Genomic DNA, 18,290 nt, shown 5'->3' with positions numbered 1-18,290 from the left:
CGCCGAAGGCCTGCGGTGCCGTGACGGAAACCGCCTCAGGCCTGCAGGTCGAGCAAGGTTTGCGACATCTGCCGCGCCGTCTTGAACACCGCCAGGTTGGCGGCGAAGGCGTGGCTGGCCTGCATCTGGCCAACGAGGTCCTCAGCCATCGCCGCGCCGGCCACGGGCAAGCGCACGACAGACGTGCCGGTTCCTCCGCCAGGCAGGGTGGCCTGCTGCACGCGTTCGCGCCGGAACCCCTCGGTACCCAGGTTGGCCAGGTTGTGCGCGTGGCTGCGCAGCGTGTGCTGGGCGGCGTTCATGCCGGTCAGGGCGATGGGGGCGACGGCGTTCATGGCAGTGGTTCGCAAAGCTGTGGCGTTGCAGTGGCGGCATCTTCGCGCGCAGCCGCCGCAGCCGCCGGTGCAAATGTCACGCTGCGTCGGGCGCCAGCGCCAACCAGGCTTGGTATTGGCTCATGAACACACGGCCGCTCAGGCCGGGCAGGAAGCGGCTGCGCTGGAGGCGGTCCATCACCGGGCCCTTCACTTCCGACAGGTGCAGCTGGATGCCCGAGGCCTGCAGGCGCTGGTCGATGGCCTGCAGGCTTTCCAGCGCGCTGGCGTCGATGTCGTTGATGGCCGAGCACTGCAGCAGCACGTGCGCCAGCGCCGGCCGCGAGGCCACTTCGTCATTGATGCGGTCTTCCAGCGCGCGGGCATTGGCGAAGTACAGGCTCTCGTCCACGCGCAGGCTCAGCACGCGCGGGCTCGTCTGCACCGTGTGGCGCTGCACGTTGCGGAAGTGTTCGGTGCCCGGCACGCGCCCCACCTCGGCGATGTGCGGCCGGCTCGTGCGGAAGAGAAACAGCGCCAGCGACAAGGCCACGCCCAGCACCAGGCCCGCTTCCACGCCCAGCAGCAGCGTGCCCGCCAGCGTGGCCGCCAGCGCGGCGAAGTCGGGCTTGGACCAGGCCCAGGTGTCGCGCAGCATGCCGAAATCGACCAGCGACAGCACCGCCACCACGATGGTGGCCGCCAGCGTGGCCTGCGGCAGGTGCGCCAGCGCAGGCGTCAGGAACAGCGAGGCCAGCAAGAGGCCGCCTGCGGTGTAGATGCCGGCCGCCGGCGTCTGCGCCCCGGCATCGAAGTTCACGACAGAGCGCGCAAAGCCCCCCGTCACTGGCAGCCCGCCCGTGAAGGCCGCACCCAGGTTGCTGGCGCCCAGGGCGACGAGTTCCTGGTCGGGCTCGATGCGCTGCCGGCGCTTGGCCGCCAGCGTCTGGCCCACCGACACCGACTCGACAAAGCCCACCACACTGATCAGGACGGCAGGCAGCAGCAGCGGTTGCCACGAGGCCAGATCGAAGGCCGGCAGCGTCAGCGGCGGCAACCCTTGCGGCACCGGACCGACAACCTTCAGGCCCTGGGCCTGCCAGCCCAACGCCCAGCTCAGCAGGGTGGTCAGCGCGATGGCCAGCACCGGCCCGGTCTTGGCCAGCAGATCGGCGCTGCGCGGCGCCAGCCCCAGCCGCACGAGCCACGGCTTCAGGCCCGAGCGGCACCAGAACAGGAAGGCCAGCGTGATCAGGCCCACCCCGGCCGTGAGGCCGTGAAGCTGTCCGGCGTGGGCCAGCAGCGATCTCAGCAGAGCGAGAAAGTCGCCACCCTGCGCGGGAATGCCGAGCAGCGTCTTGAGCTGGCTGGCGGCGATCAACAAGCCCGAGGCCGTGATGAAGCCCGAGATCACAGGATGGCTCAGGAAGTGCGCCAGGAAACCCAAGCGCAGCAAGCCCATGGCCAGCAGGATCAGGCCCGACAGCAGCGCCAGCGTCAGTGCCATGCCCGCGTAGGCCGGCGTGCCGGCCGCGGCCAAGTCGCCCAGCGCCGTGGCCGTCATCAGCGACACCACCGCCACCGGGCCCACCGCCAGCACACGGCTGCTGCCGAATAGCGCGTACAGCAGCAGCGGTGCCACGCTGGCGTAGAGGCCCACCTCGGGGGGCAGCCCGGCGAGCATGGCGTAGGCCAGGCTCTGCGGGATCAGCATGACGGTGACGATGAGCGCGGCCACGCTGTCGCTGGCCAGGGTGTCGCGGTTGTACTGGCGCCCCCACTGCAGCACCGGCAGCGTGGGCAACCAGCGCCGCCACGCCGCGACGGTGGAGCCGCTGGAAACCTTCATACGGCCTTCACGCCGCCACCGCGCGGCGTTGCCGCTGCTGCTCGGCGAGTTCGAACACCAGCATGCCGGCGACCATGGCCGCCACGAACACCGCGGCCTTGGGTTGGCCGGCTGCCAGCGAGACCAGGCCCGGGCCCGGGCAGAAGCCGGCCAGGCCCCAACCCACGCCGAAGGTCACGCCGCCCAGCACGAGCCGGCGGTCGATGTCCTTCGAAGTCGGCAGCTGCATGGCGCCGCCCAGGAAGGCGGTGCTGCGCTTCTTGGCCAGCGCGAAGGCGAACAGGCCCACGGCGATGGCACCGCCCATCACGAAGGCGAGCGAGGGGTCCCAGGCGCCGAAGAGATCGAGGAAGCTCAGCACCTTGCCGGGGTCGGTCATGCCCGACAGCAACAGGCCCAGGCCGAAGAGCAAACCGACGAGGAATTCAGAGACGCGGTTCATGGGCTGGCCTTTCAGAACAGGTGACGAGCGACAAACACGATCGCGAAGCCCGCGGCCATGAAGCTCAGCGTGGCGACGAGAGAACGCGGCGACAGCCGCGAGAGCCCGCAGACCCCGTGGCCGCTGGTGCAACCAGCGCCATACCGCGTGCCCACGCCCACCAGCAGGCCGGCGATGGCGACGAGGCCGTAGCCTGCATCGATGCGCGGGGCCTGCACGAACCCCGCTGGCGCGAGCAGCCCGTAGACCAGCGGCGCGGCCATCAGGCCGGCCAGGAAAGCCAGGCGCCAGGTGGTGTCGCCGGCCCGCGGGCGCAGCAGGCCACCCACGATGCCGCTGATGCCCAGCACGCGGCCGTTGAGCAGGATGAAGAGCGCCGAGGCGACGCCCAGGAGGACCCCGCCGGCCAAGGAGGCCCAGGGGGTGAAATGCAGCCAGTCGATGGTCATGCTGAGAGCCTTTTCAAGCGGAGGGGGCTGCGGAAGCCGGGGCGCAGAACTGCGCGTAGAGCACCTGCATCACGGCACGGGCACGGTCGCTGCTTAGGTGGTAGTGGATGCGCTTGCCGTCGCGGCGCGTGGCCACCAGGCCTTCGTCGCGCAGCACGCCCAGCTGCTGCGAGAGCGTGGGCTGCACGATGCCGAGTTCGGCTTCCAGGTCGCTGGGGCAACGTTCGCCTTGCGCCAGCTGGCACAAGAGCAGCAAGCGGTCGGGGTTGGACAGGACCTTCATCAGGCGGCAGGCCTCGGCGGCAGAGGCGCGCATGGTGTCGAGGTCGATGGTGGCTTCAGGGGGGCTCATGAAGTGCGGTGCTCGGTGGCGGCCAGCGGCCAACGCGGCCTCACCGGTGACGCCGCATGAACATCACTATATTGACAAATATATTGTTTGTCAATATAGTGATGTTCACTGATGCACAAATGGAGCTGCCGCCATGACCCCAGCCGCCCACCCCGCCCCGCAGGTGCAGGGCTTCTTCGATCCCGCCACCTGGACCGTCACCTACGTCGTGCACGCGGGGCCGGGCACGGCCTGCACCATCATCGATTCGGTGCTCGACTACGACCCGAAGTCAGGCCGCACCAGCCATGCCTCTGCCAACCGCGTGATCGAGTTCGTGCGCCGCCTCGACCTGAAGGTGGCCTGGATCCTGGAGACCCACGCCCATGCCGACCACCTGAGCGCCGCGCCCTACCTGCGGGCGCAACTGGGCGGCCGCATCGGCATCGGCCACCGCATTCAGGCGGTGCAGAAGGTGTTCAAGGGCCTCTTCAACCTGGAGCCAGGCTTCAGGCCCGACGGCTCGCAGTTCGACCACCTCTTCGAAGAAGGCGAATCCTTCTCGTTCGGCGCCCTCACCGGCCAGGTGATGGCCGTGCCGGGCCACACCCCGGCCTGCGTGGCCTACCAGGTGGGCGACGCTGTGTTCGCAGGGGACACGATCTTCATGCCCGATGTGGGCACGGCGCGATGCGACTTCCCGGGCGGCGATGCGCGCACGCTCTATCGATCGGTGCGCAAGTTGCTATCGCTACCGCCCGAGACGCGGCTCTTCATGTGCCACGACTACCCGCCGGCCGGCCGGCCCGTGAACTTCGAGACCACGGTGGCCGAGCAGCGCGAGCGCAACATCCACGTGCGCGACGGCATCAGCGAAGACGACTTCGTGGCCATGCGCACGCAGCGTGACGCCACACTGGAGATGCCCATGCTGATCCTGCCGGCGGTGCAGCTGAACATCCGTGCTGGCGAGATGCCGCCGCCAGAAGCCAATGGCGTGAGCTACGTGAAGATCCCGCTCAACGCACTCTGACCAACGCGACCGCAGGCCAGAAAGCAAGAAGCCCGGTATCTTTTGGACACCGGGCTTTGCCGTTTTCTATGGTCGGGGCGGCGGGATTCGAACTCGCGACCCCTTGCACCCCATGCAAGTGCGCTACCAGGCTGCGCTACGCCCCGACTGAGCCTCGCAGTATAGCCCGAAAACGCGCGCTTCAGACGGACAACAAGGCGCGTATCGACAAGAGCTCGTCGCGCAGTTGCTGCGACCGCAGCGCGGCCGGCGGCGAGGCTGCCTGCACGGCCCGTTCAGGCGCAGCATCGATCGGCGCAAGGGTGCCCTCGTCGTCTTCCAGCGCGTCATCCGGGAAGGCAGGGAGAGGCGCCGGCATGGCATCGGAGAGCCGATTGCGGGCGCCACTGATCGTGAAGCCCTGGTCGTAGAGCAGATCGCGGATGCGCCGGATGAGCAGCACCTCGTGGTGCTGGTAGTAGCGCCGGTTGCCCCGGCGCTTCATGGGCTTGAGCTGCGTGAACTCTTGTTCCCAATAACGCAGCACGTACGGCTTCACCCCGCACAGCTCGCTCACCTCACCGATGGTGAAGTAGCGTTTGGCCGGTATGGTGGGGAGAGCTTTCTCCATTGAAATCAATGGGATCGATGGGGAAAGCTAGACTCTACTCGAAGTCCCCTTCAACAGGGGTGTCGCCCTGCACCACCGATTTCAGCTTGTGACTGGCGTGGAAGGTGACGACGTTGCGGGCCTTGATGGGGATGCTTTCGCCCGTGCGCGGGTTGCGCCCAGGGCGTGGCGCCTTGCGGCGGATGTTGAAGTTGCCGAAGCTGGAGAGCTTCACGTCCTGCCCCTCGACGAGCGTGCCGTGCACGATCTCGAAGAAGGCCTCCACCATGTCCTTGCTCTCGCGCTTGTTCAGGCCGAGACGGTCGAACAGCAGTTCAGCGAGTTCGGCTTTGGTGAGCGTGGGCGTTTCCAGCGACGAGAGGATCACAGGCGAGCGCGGGCTGTCTTCAGGTGCGTTCATGGTTCGGTGTCCGATCTCGGTTTTCAGGCGCGCAGGCGTGCGCCAACAGCCGCGGCCGCACGGGCCACGGCAGCCGCCACGGTGGCCTCGATGCGCTCGTCGGTGAGCGTGCTCTCGTCGTCACGCAGTTCCAGGCGCACGGCCAGGCTGCGTTCACCCGCTTGCAGGCCCGCCACAGGCGCGGCCGGCTTGTAGATGTCGAACAGCCGCGCCTTGCGCACCAGGCCTTGCGGGTCTTGCTGCAGCGCGGCCATCAGTGCGTCGTGGCTCACGTCTTCGCGCACCACCAGCGCCAGATCACGCTGCACGGCCTGCTGGCGCGACAGCGCTGTGAACACCGGCAGGGGCTGGCCCAGCACGGCGGCCAGTTCCAGTTCGAACAGCACCGGCGCCTGGCCCTGGAAGGCCGGGATCTCGTAGGCCTGGCGCCACTTCGGGTGCAACTCTCCCACGAAGCCCACCACGCGCCCGTCCAGCAAGATGCTGGCGCAGCGGCCCGGGTGCAGCGCCGGGTGCTCGGCGGCCGTGAAGACCGGCTGCTGCGGCGCCAGCAGCGCCTGCAGGTCGCCCTTCACGTCGAAGAAATCGGCGCCCTGCTCTTTCGCGCCCCACTGCAGCGGCAGCGCGCCGCCCCAGGCCAGGCCGCCCACGCGCATGGGCTGGTTCACGCCGGCCACACTCAGCGGGCCGTCAGTGGCCGCCGCGTCGCGCATGAACACGCGGCCAATCTCGAACACGCGCACACGCGGCGCCTTGCGCGACAGGTTGTTGCGCAGCGCCTGCACCAGGCTGCCCATCAGGCTGGATCGCATCACCGCCAAAGGCGCGGCGATGGGGTTGAGCACACGGATGGGGTCGGCGTTGCCGGCCAGCTCACGTTCCCAGCGCTCTTCGACGAAGCTGAAGTTGATGGTTTCCTGGTAGTCCAGCGCGGCCAGCGCGCGGCGCACGGCGTGCGCGCCACGCTGCGCTTCACGCCGCACACGCGGCGTCACGGGCGCGATGGGCGCGGTCATCGGCAGGCTGTTGAAGCCCACCACGCGCGCAACCTCCTCGATCAGGTCTTCTTCGATCTGCAGGTCGAAGCGCCAGCTCGGCGGCGTGACGGTGAACACACCGCCGGCCTCGCTGTGCGCCAGGCCGAGCCTCGTGAAGACATCGGCGCACTGCGCCGTGCTCACGGGCATGCCGATGACCTGGGCCGCACGGGCCACGCGCATCGTGACGGGCTTGCACTCGGGCAGGCCCAGCACCTGGTCGGTGACCGGGCCGCAGGCCGTGGCCGGCGTGCCACAGATGTCGAGGATCAGCTGCGTGATGCGCTCGATGTGTTCCACCGTGCCCTGCGGATCGACACCACGCTCGAAGCGGTGGCCCGCATCGGTGCTGAAGTTGTAGCGGCGCGAGCGCCCGGCCACGGCTTCGGGCCACCAGAAGGCGGCCTCCACGTAGACGTTCTGCGTGCCGTCGTTCACGGCGGTGGCGTCGCCACCCATGATGCCGGCGAGTGATTCGACACCCTGCGCATCGGCGATCACGCCCACCTTTTCGTCCAGCGCGATGGTGTTGCCGTTGAGCAGTTTGAGTTGCTCACCTTCACGGCCCCAGCGCACCACGAGCTTCTCGTGGATCTTGTCGAGATCGAAGATGTGCGAGGGCCGGCCGTACTCGAACATCACGTAGTTCGAGATGTCCACCAGCGCCGAGACGCTGCGCTGGCCGCAACGCGCGAGGCGGTCGACCATCCAAGCGGGCGTCTTGGCCTGCGTGTTCACGCCCAGCACCACGCGGCCCGAGAAGCGGCCGCAGAGGTCGGCAGCCTGCACCTCCACGGGCAGCACGCGGTCGCTTCGCGGCTGCACGGGCGGGAAGGCCGGCTGGCGCAGCGGCGCGCCGGTGAGCGCGGCCACTTCACGCGCCACGCCGAACACGCTGAGGCCATGACCAAGGTTGGGCGTGAGCTTCAGCGTGAAGAGGTGGTCGTCGAGCTGCAACCACTGGCGGATGTCGGTGCCCACCGGGGCATCGGCGGCCAGTTCCAGCAGGCCGCCGTGGTCGTCGGCAATCTTCAGTTCACGCGCCGAGCACAGCATGCCGCGGCTTTCCACGCCACGCAGCTTGCCCACGCCGATCTTGAAGGGCTTGCCATCGTCGCCAGGTGGCAACTCGGCACCCACGGTGGCCAGCGGCACCTTGATGCCCACGCGGGCGTTGGGCGCGCCGCAGACGATCTGCAGCGGGCCGTCTTTCGAGAAGGCACCGGCATCCACCGTGCACACGCGCAGGCGGTCAGCCTGCGGGTGCTGCTCGGCCGTGAGGATCTCGGCCACCACGATGCCGTGGAAAGGCGGCGCCACCGGGCGCACCTCTTCCACCTCCATGCCGGACATGGTCAGCAGCTCGGCCAGTTCTTGCGTGTTCAGCGGCGGATTGCAGAACTCGCGCAGCCAGGATTCGGGGAATTGCATGGTCAGTTGAACTGCGAGAGGAAGCGGAGATCGCCGTCGAACATCAGGCGCAGATCGTCGATGCCGTAGCGCAGCATCGCGAAGCGGTCGGCGCCGATGCCAAAGGCAAAGCCGATGTGCGCTTCAGGGTCCAGCCCGAAGTTGCGCACCACGTTCGGGTGCACCTGGCCGCTGCCGGCCACTTCCAGCCAGCGGCCGGCCAGCGGGCCACTGCCGAAGCGGATGTCGATCTCGGCGCTGGGCTCGGTGAAGGGGAAGAAGCTCGGGCGGAAACGCACGTCGAAGTCGTCGGTCTCGAAGAACTCGCGCACCAGCGAGGCGAACACGACCTTCAGGTCCTTGAAGCTGACGTTCGCCCCCAGCCACAGGCCTTCGATCTGGTGGAACATCGGCGAGTGCGTGGCGTCGCTGTCCACGCGGTAGACGCGGCCCGGCGCGATGACGCGGATCTCCGGCATCGGCAGGCCCTGCGCCGCCAGCGAGGCGTGCTGCTTCGCATGCGCCTGGGCATAACGCACCTGCATCGGGCTGGTGTGCGGGCGCAGGCAGAGCCAGCGGCCCTGCGCGTCTTTCATGTCCACGTAGAAGGTGTCCTGCATCGAACGCGCCGGGTGGTTCTCCGGGTTGTTCAGCGCAGTGAAGCTCATCCAGTCGGTCTCGATCTCGGGACCTTCGGCGACGTCGAAGCCCATGCTGCCGAAGATGGCCTCGATGCGTTCGATGGTGCGGCTCACGGGGTGCAGGCCGGCCACGCCACGGGCGCGGCCGGGCAGCGTGACGTCCAGCGCCTCGGCGCGCAGCTGGGCCTGCAACTCGGCCTCGGCCAGGGCGTCACGGCGCGCCTGCAAGGCGGCTTCGATGGCGGCCTTGGCCTGGTTGATCTCGGCGCCGCGGGCCTTCTTCTCCTCGGGCGGCAGCGCGCCCAGGCCCTTGAGCAGCTCGGTGATGCGGCCGCTCTTGCCGACGTAGCGCGCCTTGGCGTCTTCCAGCGCCGCGCCCTGGTTGGCAGCGGCAAAGTCGGCCTGCGCCGCCTGCACGAGGGTGTCGAGATCGTTCATCGATGAGAAAGCAGGAAAAAAAAGGCCGCCACAAGGTGACGGCCTTCGGATGCTTGACGAAGCGGCCGGCGCATGCACGCCAGCTACGGGGTTCAAGCCAGCTGAGCCTTCACCTTGTCGACGATGCTGCTGAAGCCAGCAGGATCGTGGATGGCCATGTCCGACAGCACCTTGCGGTCGATGTCGATGCCAGCCTTCTTCAGACCGGCCATGAACTTGCTGTAGGTCAGACCCAGGCCACGGCTGGCCGCGTTGATACGCGCAATCCACAGCTGACGGAACACACGCTTGCGTGTGCGACGGTCACGGTAGGCGTACTGGCCGGCCTTCATCACCGCCTGCTTGGCGATGCGGAAGACGTTCTTGCGACGGCCGCGGAAGCCCTTGGCGAGCTTCAGGATCTTTTTGTGGCGGGCGTGTGCGGTGACACCACGTTTGACGCGAGGCATTCAATAACTCCTTGTGCGTACGTTGAAGTGGGTCAGAGACCGGCCATCGGCAGCATCTTGGCGATGCTGCCCAGGTCGCTCTCGTGCACGTTGGCCGGGCCGCGCAGGTCGCGCTTGCGGCTGGTGCTCTTCTTCGTGAGGATGTGGCGCTTGAACGCCTGACCGCGCTTGACGGTGCCACCCGGACGCACGCGGAACCGCTTCTTGGCGCCGCTCTTGGTCTTCATCTTGGGCATGACTGCTCCTTCTTGAATTGCTGCTGAAGGCGGCACCGGTTGGGGTGCACTTGCGAGGCCTGCAGCCGCTTCTTTTCGCTGCCGCGGTGACCAGACCGCGACCACGAAACTCTGTCTTACTTACGCTTCGGCGCCAACACCATGATCATCTGGCGACCTTCCAGCTTGGGCATGTGCTCCACCATCGCCACATCGGCCAGCTCGTCGCGGATGCGTTCCAGCATGCGCATGCCGATGTCCTGGTGGGTGATCTCGCGACCGCGGAAGCGCAGCGTGACCTTGCCCTTGTCGCCGTCTTCGGCAATGAAGCGCCGCAGGTTGCGCATCTTGATGGCGTAGTCGCCATCGTCGGTGCCCGGGCGGAACTTCACTTCCTTGATCTCGATGACCTTCTGCTTGCTCTTGGCTTCAGCGGCCTTCTTCTGCTCTTGGTACTTGAACTTGCCGTAGTCCATGAGCCTGCACACCGGGGGGTCGGCGGTGGCAGCGATCTCCACCAGGTCGACATCCAGCTCCCCTGCCATGCGCAACGCTTCCATCGTGCTGACGATGCCGAGCGGTTCGTTTTCGACCCCGTTCAGGCGCACTTGCGGCGCCATGATTTCCCGGTTCAGACGGTGCTTGCGCTCCGCGTTGGGCACGCGGCGGTCCATGAAGGTAGCGATGGTTCCAGCTCCTGTTGCAACCCGAAGGCAAGCGGGCCACAGAAAAAACGAAAGCGCACCCGGTGGCGGCTATACCTTGGCAGCGATGTCGCTGGTGATCTTCGCCTGGAAGTCTGCCAGCGCCATCACACCCAGGTCTTGATTGCCTCGGGCGCGCACGGCAACGGCCCCGTTTGCCTTCTCCTTGTCGCCAACGACCAGGATGAACGGGACCTTCTGCATCGAATGCTCGCGAATCTTATAGTTTATCTTCTCGTTGCGCAAATCGACGGAGACTCTAACTCCTTGTTTTTGCAGCGATTTCGCCACGCTTGCCGCGTATTCGGCCTGCGCGTCGGTGATCGAGGCCACCACCACCTGGGTGGGCGCCAGCCAGGCCGGCAGCGCGCCGGCATGCTGCTCGATGAGGATGCCGATGAAGCGCTCCAGGCTGCCCACGATGGCCCGGTGCAGCATGATGGGGCGGTGACGGGCGCCGTCTTCGCCCACGAAATCGGCGTCCAGGCGCTCGGGCAGGTTGGGGTCGACCTGGATGGTGCCGCACTGCCAGGGGCGGCCCAGGGCATCTTTCAGCGTGTACTCGATCTTCGGGCCGTAGAAGGCGCCCTCGCCCGGCAGGTACTCGAACTCGCAGCCGGCGGCACGCAGGCCGTCGGCCAGCGCGGCTTCGGCGCGGTCCCAGCTCTCTTCGGTGCCGATGCGCTTCTCAGGCCGCGTCGAGAGCTTGTAGATGATGTTGTTGAACCCGAAGTCCTTGTAGACCTGCTGCAGCAGCCGCGTGAAGGCCACCACCTCGCCCTGGATCTGGTCTTCGGTGCAGAAGATGTGGCCGTCGTCCTGCGTGAACGCGCGCACGCGCATGATGCCGTGCAGGCCGCCGGTGGGCTCGTTGCGGTGGCACTGGCCGAACTCACCGAAGCGCAGCGGCAGGTCGCGGTAGCTCTTGATGCCCTGCTTGAAGATCAGGATGTGGCCGGGGCAGTTCATCGGCTTGAGCGCGTACTGGCGCTTCTCCGACTCCGTCACGAACATGTTCTCGCGGTACTTGTCCCAGTGGCCAGTCTTCTCCCACAGGCCCTGGTCGAGGATCTGCGGGCCCTTGACCTCCTGGTAGCCGTTGTCGCGGTAGACGCGGCGCATGTACTGCTCCACCTCCTGCCACAGCGTCCATCCCTTGGGGTGCCAGAACACGGTGCCGGGGCTGTGCTCGTCGAGGTGGAAGAGGTCGAGCTCGCGGCCGAGCTTGCGGTGGTCGCGCTTCTCGGCTTCTTCCAGCATCGTCAGGTACTGCTGCAGCGCTTCTTTGCTGGTCCAGGCGGTGCCATAGATGCGCTGCAGTTGCTCGTTGTTCTGGTCGCCGCGCCAGTAGGCGCCGGCCACCTTCATCAGCTTGAAGTGCTTCAGGCGCCCGGTGCTGGGCACGTGGGGGCCGCGGCAGAGGTCTTCAAACGCGCCTTCGCGGTAGAGGCTGACGTCTTCACCCGCCGGGATGCTGCCGATGATCTCGGCCTTGTAGTGCTCGCCCAGGCCCTTGAAGTACGCGACGGCCTCGTCGCGCGGCAGCACACGGCGCTGCACCGGCTCGTTCTTGGCCGCGAGCTCGCCCATGCGCTTCTCGATGGCCGCCAGGTCTTCCGGCGTGAAGGGGCGCTTGTAGGCGAAGTCGTAATAGAAGCCGTTTTCGATAACCGGGCCGATGGTCACCTGCGCCTCGGGGAAGAGCTCCTTCACCGCGTAGGCCAGCAGGTGCGCCGTGCTGTGGCGGATGATCTCCAGGCCGTCGGCGTCCTTCTCGGTGACGATGGCGAGCGCAGCGTCGGCCTCGATGCGGTGGCTGGTGTCCACCAGCTTGCCGTCCACCTTGCCAGCCAAGGCGGCCTTGGCCAGGCCGGTGCCGATGCTGGCGGCCACCTCGGCCACCGTGAGCGCTTGCGGGTACTCGCGGCGCGAGCCGTCGGGCAAGGTGATCGTGATCATGGTCTCGAAGCTCCAGAAACGAAAAAAGCGCGGGGAGTGCCGCGCTTGTCTTCAGGGGTGGGGTGCAGGCGTGACAGCGCGGCCGACTAGCTCTCGGTGGTGGTGAACCGGGGAGTCCGCGGTGTCATAACCATTGCGCCTTTCTCTGCCCTTGTTCGTTGAAAACGGCCCGCAGTGTAACGCGCCTCAGCCCAGCGGCAGGGCTTCGACAGGCCGGCCATCGCGCACCAGTTCCGCGAATTCATCGGCCAGGCGCTGGCTTTCGGCCAGGGCCTGGCGCCACAGGCGTTGGCGGCCGTCGGGGTCGTTGCTGAAACGCTTGAAGTCGCCGCGGTCGGGCAGCTTGCCGCCGGGCAGGCGGCGCACCCACTCGGGTTTTGGCGAGAGCAACACCAGGTTGTCGAGCGCAGGGCTGGCGCGGTGGCGGCGTTTCCAGGCCTTGTCGAGCCAGCCGGGCACGACCTGCGCGCCGAAGTGCGGATACAGCACCAGCCCTTCGCCCATGCCCGCGTAGCCCAGGTGCAGGTGGTAGTCGGTGATGCCGCCATCGAAATAGGTGCCGGGCGGGCCGCCAGGCACGTCTTGCACGGCTTCCAGCCAGAAGGGGATGGTGCAGCTGGCCAGCACGGCCGGCGTGAGGTTGGCCGCCGTCAGCGGCACCTGGCGCGTGGGGTAGTCGGCCAGCGGCACGGGCAGCGGCTCGCGCGGGTCGCTGAAGACCACGCGTTCCATCCAGCCGCCCAGGGCGCTGCGCGAGGCCGCGTTGGCGGCAAAGGCCGCCATCCAGCCCAGCGGCATCTTCACGCGGCCGGGGCGGTGCAGCAGGCGGCGGCCGCGGCTGGTGAAGACGTGCAGCCGGCGCTGCGGGTGGGCCAGCAGCGTGGCCGCCTGCGTACCCAGCCGCTCGTCAAGCTTGGCGCGGAAGACCTCGGTCACCACGCGCGCCGTGGGCGGCTTGCCCGGCTCGCTGGGGTAGGTTTGGCTGATGTAGTCCTCGGCCAGTTGCCTCAAGGCGGCATCGGGGTCGGCGGTGCAGGCCGCGGCCATGCGCCAGGCGCCGATGGAGGCGCCCAGCAGGTGCAGGCTGTGCGTGCTGCCCTGGAACCAAGCACCAAAGAGATAGCGGTCCAGCGGGATCAGCGACAGCCCCTTGGGCCCGCCCGCCGCGGCCGGCACCACGCGCACGTCGGCCGGGCGCAGGCCGTGCTGGCGCAGGTGCTCGCGGGCGCGGGGGCCGGCGTGAACGGCCAGGGCTTGCAGCGACGCCATCGTCAGAAGCGCAGCACGGCGTTGGCCGTGACCTGCGCCACCGCGCTGCGGCGCGAAGCCGTGCTGGCGGTGAAACCGTCCAGATCGGCCACGCTGCTGCGGGAGACGGCATCGATGGGAAACAGGTTGTTTGCCGCCAGCCGGAACTGCAACTGCCCGTCCACGCGCCAGGCCACGAAGGCATCGAGGCGCCGCACCGCACTGCGCCAGATGCGCTGGCGGTCGGTCTGGGCCGTGCTGAACGAAGGAGTCATCGAGAAGCTGGCGCCGTAGGAAATGCCGGTGCGCGCCACGCGGTCGTCGAAGCCCAGCGTGGCCTGCCAGGGCGGCTGGCCTTCGAGCCGTGCATCGGGGTCGTCGATCTGCTCCACCGCCGAGCGGTACAGCGACAAGGAGGCCCGCAACTGCAGGGCCGAAGCCGGCCCCGGCCAGCCCGCGAGCAGCTCGCGCGCACGGCCCTTGATCTCGAACTCGAAGCCCGTGCTGCGCGCCGTGCCGATGTTGGCCGGCCGCGAAACCCAGCGCGGCACCGGCGCCTCGGGCACGGATTCCAGCGCGATGCGGCGGCGGATGAGCTGGTCGATCTGGCGGTGGAAGGCGCCCAGGCTCAACACGCCGCCGGCCGGCAGCTGCGTTTCGAAGGCGAGCTCGAAGGCCGTGGCCTTTTCAGGCTGCAGACCGGGGTTGCCGGCGCTGTCGGCCGCCAGCGGCGTGTTGGCCTGGTCGCGTTCGTAGTTGCCGTTGAAGCTGTAGCGCGAGAGCAGCAGGCTCGCATCAGGCGCACGCAAACTCTGCGAGGCGCTCACGCGCAGCACACGCTTGCTGCGGGCATCGAAGGCGTAGCGTACGTGCGCGATGGGCAGCAGCGCGCCGTGGCTGGCCTCGACATGTTCGCCCTGCCCCGTGACGGTGCTGCGCTGCCGCTCGCCGCGGAAACCCGCCACCACCGACCACGCCGGGTCGGGCAGCCATTCGTCCTGCGCGTAGACCACCTGGCGCAGCACCTCGGCCACGTAAGGCCGGCCCAGGCTGCCGTCACGCCGCTCGTTCGCACCGCTGCCATAGTCTTCGAAGAGGCGGCGCAGTTCGCGGCGGTGGCGCTCTTCCACCTCCCAACCGGCCAGCAGCGTGTGCGTTTCGCCGAAGGGCTGGCGCCACCTGCCCGATTGGCTCAGCCGACGCTCACGCTGGCCGTTGAGGCTGTCGCGCTGCGCGGTCTGTGCGCCCAGCGCATTGCGACCCTGCCACTGGCCCCAAGAGCGCGAGAGCGTGCTCTGCGCGCTGCCCTTGATCTCCAGCCGGCCGCCATCGGCCTGCTTGTGCACCCACTGGCCCTGCAGGCGCTGCATCTCCCAGGTGCCACGCGAGGCCGAGCGTTCGGCCACGGTCGTGACCGGCGTGCCCACCAGCACCTCGGTGCCGCGGCGCGTGAGGTTGCGCGATTCGTTGCGCTGCAGGAAGAGCTGGGTGTTGAGGGTGTCGGTGTCGCTCAGCTTCCAGTCCAGCCGCGGCGTGAAGTTCACGCCGCCACCACGCCACTCGTCCTGCGAGCTGACCCGGTCTTCACGCCGCGTGCTGCCCACCGGCCGTGAGACGCGCTCGACCCGCCCTTCGCCGGCATTGGCCCAGGTGTAGGCCGTCAGCGGCACCTGGAAGCCGATCGCGCCGATGCGGTCGCCCCAGCTGAGTGTGGTGCTGCCCTGCGGCGACAGCGCGCGGTAGCCCAAGGCGGCACGCACCTCGCGCGTGCGCAACTTGGGCGCGCTGCGCAGGATGACATTGATGCTGCCGGCCACGCCGCCCTGCTCGGCCGTGGGGCCCTTGATGACCTCGATGCGCTCGATGTCGCCCGGGGCGAGCTGGTCGAGGCTGAAGCCCGGCGGTGCCGGTTCGCCATTGATCAGGATGAGCGTGTAGCCGCCGCCCAGGCCGCGCAGGCGCGGCATGTCGCCGTCCAGCGAGATGCCCGGCAGGCGTTGCAGCACGTCGAGCACGCTGGTGTCGCCGTGCTGGTCGAGTTCGTCGCGGCCCACCACCGTCATGCCCACCGTCGCATCACGGCGGATGTCGGCGTCGTTGAGGCCGCGGCCTTCGACGACGATCTGCTGCGGGGCGTCGGCGGCCGGGGCTGCTGCAGGCGCCGGCACCTGCGCCGCTGGCGGTGCCGAAGCCGCGCGCGCCGGCGCGGGGGCGCTGGGGTTTGCCGCCGATGCCGCTGGCGCAGGGGCCGGCGCGGGGGCGGTCTGCGCCCAGGCCGCGCCACCCAGCGCGCACGCGACCATGGCGCCGCCGAGGCGGGCTGCCGATCGCGTGCTGCGCCCGCTCAACGCCGGCCTTGCAGTTTCGAGAAAGCCGCCGCCATCGCGCTTTGGCCGGCGGGCTCGGGCGCACGCCCGCGCTGCTGCTCGCCGCGCGCTGCCGGGCGGAACTTGTTGTCGCCGCCAGCGTTGCTGCGGGCCGCCCCCACGGGCGCCTCCAGCTTCATCGTCAGGCTGATGCGCTTGCGCGGCAGGTCCACTTCCAGCACGCGCACCTTCACCACCTGGCCGGTCTTCACCACCTCGCGCGCGTCGTTCACGAACTTGTGGCTCATCTGGCTGACGTGCACGAGGCCGTCTTGATGCACGCCCAGGTCGACGAAAGCGCCGAACTGCGCGACGTTGCTCACCGTGCCTTCCAGCACCATGCCGGGCTGCAGGTCCTTGAGATCGGACACGCCTTCGTTGAAGCGCGCCACCACGAAGTCGGGGCGCGGGTCGCGGCCCGGTTTCTCCAGTTCGGCCAGGATGTCCTTCACCGTGATGGCGCCGAACTTGTCATCGGCAAACAGCTCGGGCTTCAGCGTGCGCAGCACTTCGCTGCGGCCCATCAGCTCTTTCACCTCGCGGCCGGTGCTGGCCATCATCTTCTGCACCACCGGGTAGGTCTCGGGGTGCACGCCTGTCATGTCCAGCGGGTTGTCGCCGTCGCGGATGCGCAGGAAGCCCGCCGCCTGCTCGTAGGTCTTGGGGCCCAGGCCGCTGACGTCCAGCAGCTGCTGACGGTTGCGGAAGGCGCCGTGAGCGTCGCGCCAGCGCACGATGCTCGCCGCCACTGCGGCGCTCAGGCCCGACACGCGCGCCAGCAGCGGCGCACTCGCCGTGTTGAGGTCCACGCCCACGGCGTTCACGCAGTCTTCCACCACCGCGTCCAGGCTCTTGGCGAGGCCGCTCTGGTTCACATCGTGCTGGTACTGGCCCACGCCGATGCTCTTGGGGTCGATCTTCACGAGTTCGGCCAGCGGGTCTTGCAGGCGCCGCGCGATGCTCACCGCGCCGCGCAGGCTCACGTCGAGCTCGGGCAGTTCCTTGCTGGCGAACTCGCTGGCAGAGTAGACCGAAGCGCCGGCCTCGCTGACCACCACCTTGTCGAGCTTCACGTCGGGCGCCATCGCCGCGATGCGCTTGATGAGGTCGGCGGCCAGCTTGTCGGTTTCGCGGCTGGCGGTGCCGTTGCCGATGGCGATCAGGTTCACGCCGTGCGTGGCCACCAGGCGGCCCAGCACGTGCAGCGAGCCTTCCCAGTCCAGCCGCGGCTCGTGCGGGTAAACGGTGGCGGTGTCCAGCACCTTGCCGGTGTCGCTGACCACGGCCACCTTCACGCCGGTGCGGATGCCCGGGTCCAGGCCCATCACCACGCGCTTGCCGGCGGGGGCGGCCAGCAGCAGGTCGCGCAGGTTGTCGGCAAAGACCTTGATGGCCACGCCTTCGGCTTCTTCGCGCAGGCGGCCGAAGAGATCGCGTTCCAGCGAGAGCGAAAGCTTGACCTTCCAGGTCCAGGCGATGGTCTTGCGGATCAGCTCGTCGGCGGCGCGCTTGCCGTGGCGCCAGCCCAGGTGCAACGCGATGCGGCCTTCGGCCAAGGTCGGCTGACCGGGCACCACCTCTTCATCCAGGATGAGCTTGGCGTCCAGCCACTCCTGCGTGCGGCCGCGGAACACGGCCAGCGCGCGGTGGCTGGGCACGGTGCGGATGGGTTCGGCGTAGTCGAAGTAGTCGCGGAACTTGGCAGCGTCGGCATGCGTGCCGTCCTTGCCGTCCACCAGCTTGCTCTGCAGCAGGCCTTCGGCCCACAGCCATTCGCGCAGCTTGCCCACGAGCACGGCGTCTTCGGCCCAGCGCTCGCTCAGCAGGTCGCGCACGCCGTCGAGCACGGCGTAGGTGTCGGCAAAACCGGCGTCGGGGTTCAAAAAGGCGGCGGCTTCGGCCTGCGGGTCGAGCGTGGGGTCGGCGAAGAGCTTGTCGGCCAGGGGCTCCAGGCCGGCTTCGCGCGCGATCAGACCCTTGGTGCGCCGCTTCTGCTTGTAGGGCAGGTAGAGGTCTTCCAGTTCCTGCTTGGTGGGTGCGGCGAGGATGAGCGCGCGCAGCTCGGGCGTGAGCTTGCCTTGTTCGTCGATGCTCTTGAGCACGGCCTCGCGGCGGTCTTCCAGCTCGCGCAGGTAGGCCAGTCGGGTTTCGAGTTCGCGCAGCTGGATGTCGTCGAGGCCGTCGGTGGCCTCCTTGCGGTAACGGGCGATGAAGGGCACCGAGGCGCCGCCGTCCAGCAGTTCGACGGCGGCCTGGATCTGGGCCGGCCGGGCTTTCAGCTCGGCGGCGATTTGCAGCAGGATCTTGTCCAAGAAACACGGGGCCTGCGCAGGCAGGCGGCCAAGGAAAACGAAGCTGTGCAGTTTAAGCGTCGGCCCCCGGGCTGCCCGAGGGC

17 protein-coding genes and 1 tRNA gene are annotated in these 18,290 nt (G+C 68.5%); 1 reads left to right on the top strand and 17 read right to left on the bottom strand.

All coding sequences use genetic code 11. The features are described from left to right. Positions 1-35: 35 nt before the first annotated feature. From EOE66_RS14925 to EOE66_RS14905, 5 genes are all read right to left on the bottom strand, one after another. On the bottom strand, positions 36-335 hold the full coding sequence (locus tag EOE66_RS14925) for a flagellar basal body rod C-terminal domain-containing protein (RefSeq protein WP_128229510.1): 300 nt from the start codon (positions 333-335) through the stop codon (positions 36-38). A 76-nt stretch (positions 336-411) separates the two neighbouring features. After that, a complete protein-coding gene (locus tag EOE66_RS14920; RefSeq protein ID WP_128229509.1) occupies positions 412-2,163 on the bottom strand; it encodes a SulP family inorganic anion transporter in 1,752 nt (583 codons plus the stop codon). Between the two features lie 7 nt (positions 2,164-2,170). Continuing rightward, on the bottom strand, positions 2,171-2,605 hold the full coding sequence (locus tag EOE66_RS14915) for a DUF6691 family protein (protein ID WP_128229508.1): 435 nt from the start codon (positions 2,603-2,605) through the stop codon (positions 2,171-2,173). A gap of 11 nt (positions 2,606-2,616) precedes the next feature. Next, positions 2,617-3,054 (bottom strand): YeeE/YedE family protein, encoded by a 438-nt coding sequence (locus tag EOE66_RS14910; protein ID WP_128229507.1) that lies wholly within the window; start codon positions 3,052-3,054, stop codon positions 2,617-2,619. 13 nt (positions 3,055-3,067) lie between these two features. Continuing rightward, the gene (locus EOE66_RS14905; RefSeq protein ID WP_128229506.1) at positions 3,068-3,406 is read right to left on the bottom strand and encodes an ArsR/SmtB family transcription factor; all 339 of its coding nucleotides are present in this window, start codon (positions 3,404-3,406) and stop codon (positions 3,068-3,070) included. A gap of 133 nt (positions 3,407-3,539) precedes the next feature. Here EOE66_RS14905 and EOE66_RS14900 point away from each other — a divergent pair, with 133 nt between their 5' ends. After that, on the top strand, positions 3,540-4,418 hold the full coding sequence (locus EOE66_RS14900) for an MBL fold metallo-hydrolase (RefSeq protein ID WP_128229505.1): 879 nt from the start codon (positions 3,540-3,542) through the stop codon (positions 4,416-4,418). Between the two features lie 69 nt (positions 4,419-4,487). On the opposite strand, the gene EOE66_RS14895 is transcribed toward EOE66_RS14900, so the two are convergent. The 12 genes from EOE66_RS14895 to EOE66_RS14840 form a co-directional block, all read right to left on the bottom strand. Then, positions 4,488-4,564 (bottom strand) — tRNA-Pro (locus tag EOE66_RS14895). Between the two features lie 35 nt (positions 4,565-4,599). Further along, positions 4,600-5,028 carry a MerR family transcriptional regulator gene (locus tag EOE66_RS14890; protein WP_128229504.1) on the bottom strand — a complete coding sequence of 143 codons (429 nt, stop codon included), beginning with the start codon at positions 5,026-5,028 and terminating at the stop codon, positions 4,600-4,602. Positions 5,029-5,062: 34 nt separating this feature from the next. Beyond that, positions 5,063-5,428, bottom strand: coding sequence for an integration host factor subunit alpha (locus EOE66_RS14885; RefSeq protein WP_054137450.1), 366 nt, complete (start codon positions 5,426-5,428; stop codon positions 5,063-5,065). A 23-nt stretch (positions 5,429-5,451) separates the two neighbouring features. Continuing rightward, positions 5,452-7,896 carry a phenylalanine--tRNA ligase subunit beta gene (pheT, locus tag EOE66_RS14880; protein ID WP_128229503.1) on the bottom strand — a complete coding sequence of 815 codons (2,445 nt, stop codon included), beginning with the start codon at positions 7,894-7,896 and terminating at the stop codon, positions 5,452-5,454. 2 nt (positions 7,897-7,898) lie between these two features. Next, positions 7,899-8,954, bottom strand: coding sequence for a phenylalanine--tRNA ligase subunit alpha (gene pheS, locus EOE66_RS14875; RefSeq protein ID WP_128229502.1), 1,056 nt, complete (start codon positions 8,952-8,954; stop codon positions 7,899-7,901). Positions 8,955-9,046: 92 nt separating this feature from the next. After that, positions 9,047-9,403 carry a 50S ribosomal protein L20 gene (gene rplT / locus EOE66_RS14870; RefSeq protein ID WP_054137453.1) on the bottom strand — a complete coding sequence of 119 codons (357 nt, stop codon included), beginning with the start codon at positions 9,401-9,403 and terminating at the stop codon, positions 9,047-9,049. 32 nt (positions 9,404-9,435) lie between these two features. Continuing rightward, positions 9,436-9,639, bottom strand: coding sequence for a 50S ribosomal protein L35 (gene rpmI / locus EOE66_RS14865; protein ID WP_054137454.1), 204 nt, complete (start codon positions 9,637-9,639; stop codon positions 9,436-9,438). A 116-nt stretch (positions 9,640-9,755) separates the two neighbouring features. Further along, positions 9,756-10,292 (bottom strand): translation initiation factor IF-3, encoded by a 537-nt coding sequence (gene infC, locus EOE66_RS14860; RefSeq protein WP_082354426.1) that lies wholly within the window; start codon positions 10,290-10,292, stop codon positions 9,756-9,758. An 81-nt stretch (positions 10,293-10,373) separates the two neighbouring features. After that, positions 10,374-12,281: a threonine--tRNA ligase gene (gene thrS / locus EOE66_RS14855; RefSeq protein ID WP_128229501.1), complete on the bottom strand. Its 1,908-nt coding sequence runs from the start codon at positions 12,279-12,281 to the stop codon at positions 10,374-10,376. A gap of 186 nt (positions 12,282-12,467) precedes the next feature. After that, positions 12,468-13,550, bottom strand: a complete 1,083-nt coding sequence (locus EOE66_RS14850) for a patatin-like phospholipase family protein (RefSeq protein WP_128229500.1) — start codon at positions 13,548-13,550, stop codon at positions 12,468-12,470. A gap of 2 nt (positions 13,551-13,552) precedes the next feature. Beyond that, on the bottom strand, positions 13,553-15,832 hold the full coding sequence (locus EOE66_RS14845) for a TonB-dependent receptor plug domain-containing protein (protein ID WP_128229499.1): 2,280 nt from the start codon (positions 15,830-15,832) through the stop codon (positions 13,553-13,555). 41 nt (positions 15,833-15,873) lie between these two features. Continuing rightward, positions 15,874-18,207, bottom strand: a complete 2,334-nt coding sequence (locus EOE66_RS14840) for a Tex family protein (protein WP_128229498.1) — start codon at positions 18,205-18,207, stop codon at positions 15,874-15,876. Between the last annotated feature and the right edge of the window lie 83 nt (positions 18,208-18,290).

The sequence above is a fragment of the Rubrivivax rivuli genome (assembly GCF_004016505.1).
Classification (GTDB): domain Bacteria; phylum Pseudomonadota; class Gammaproteobacteria; order Burkholderiales; family Burkholderiaceae_C; genus Rubrivivax; species Rubrivivax rivuli.
The sequence above is the reverse complement of the archived record's forward strand: the minus strand, read 5'-3'. Positions and strand labels throughout refer to the sequence as shown.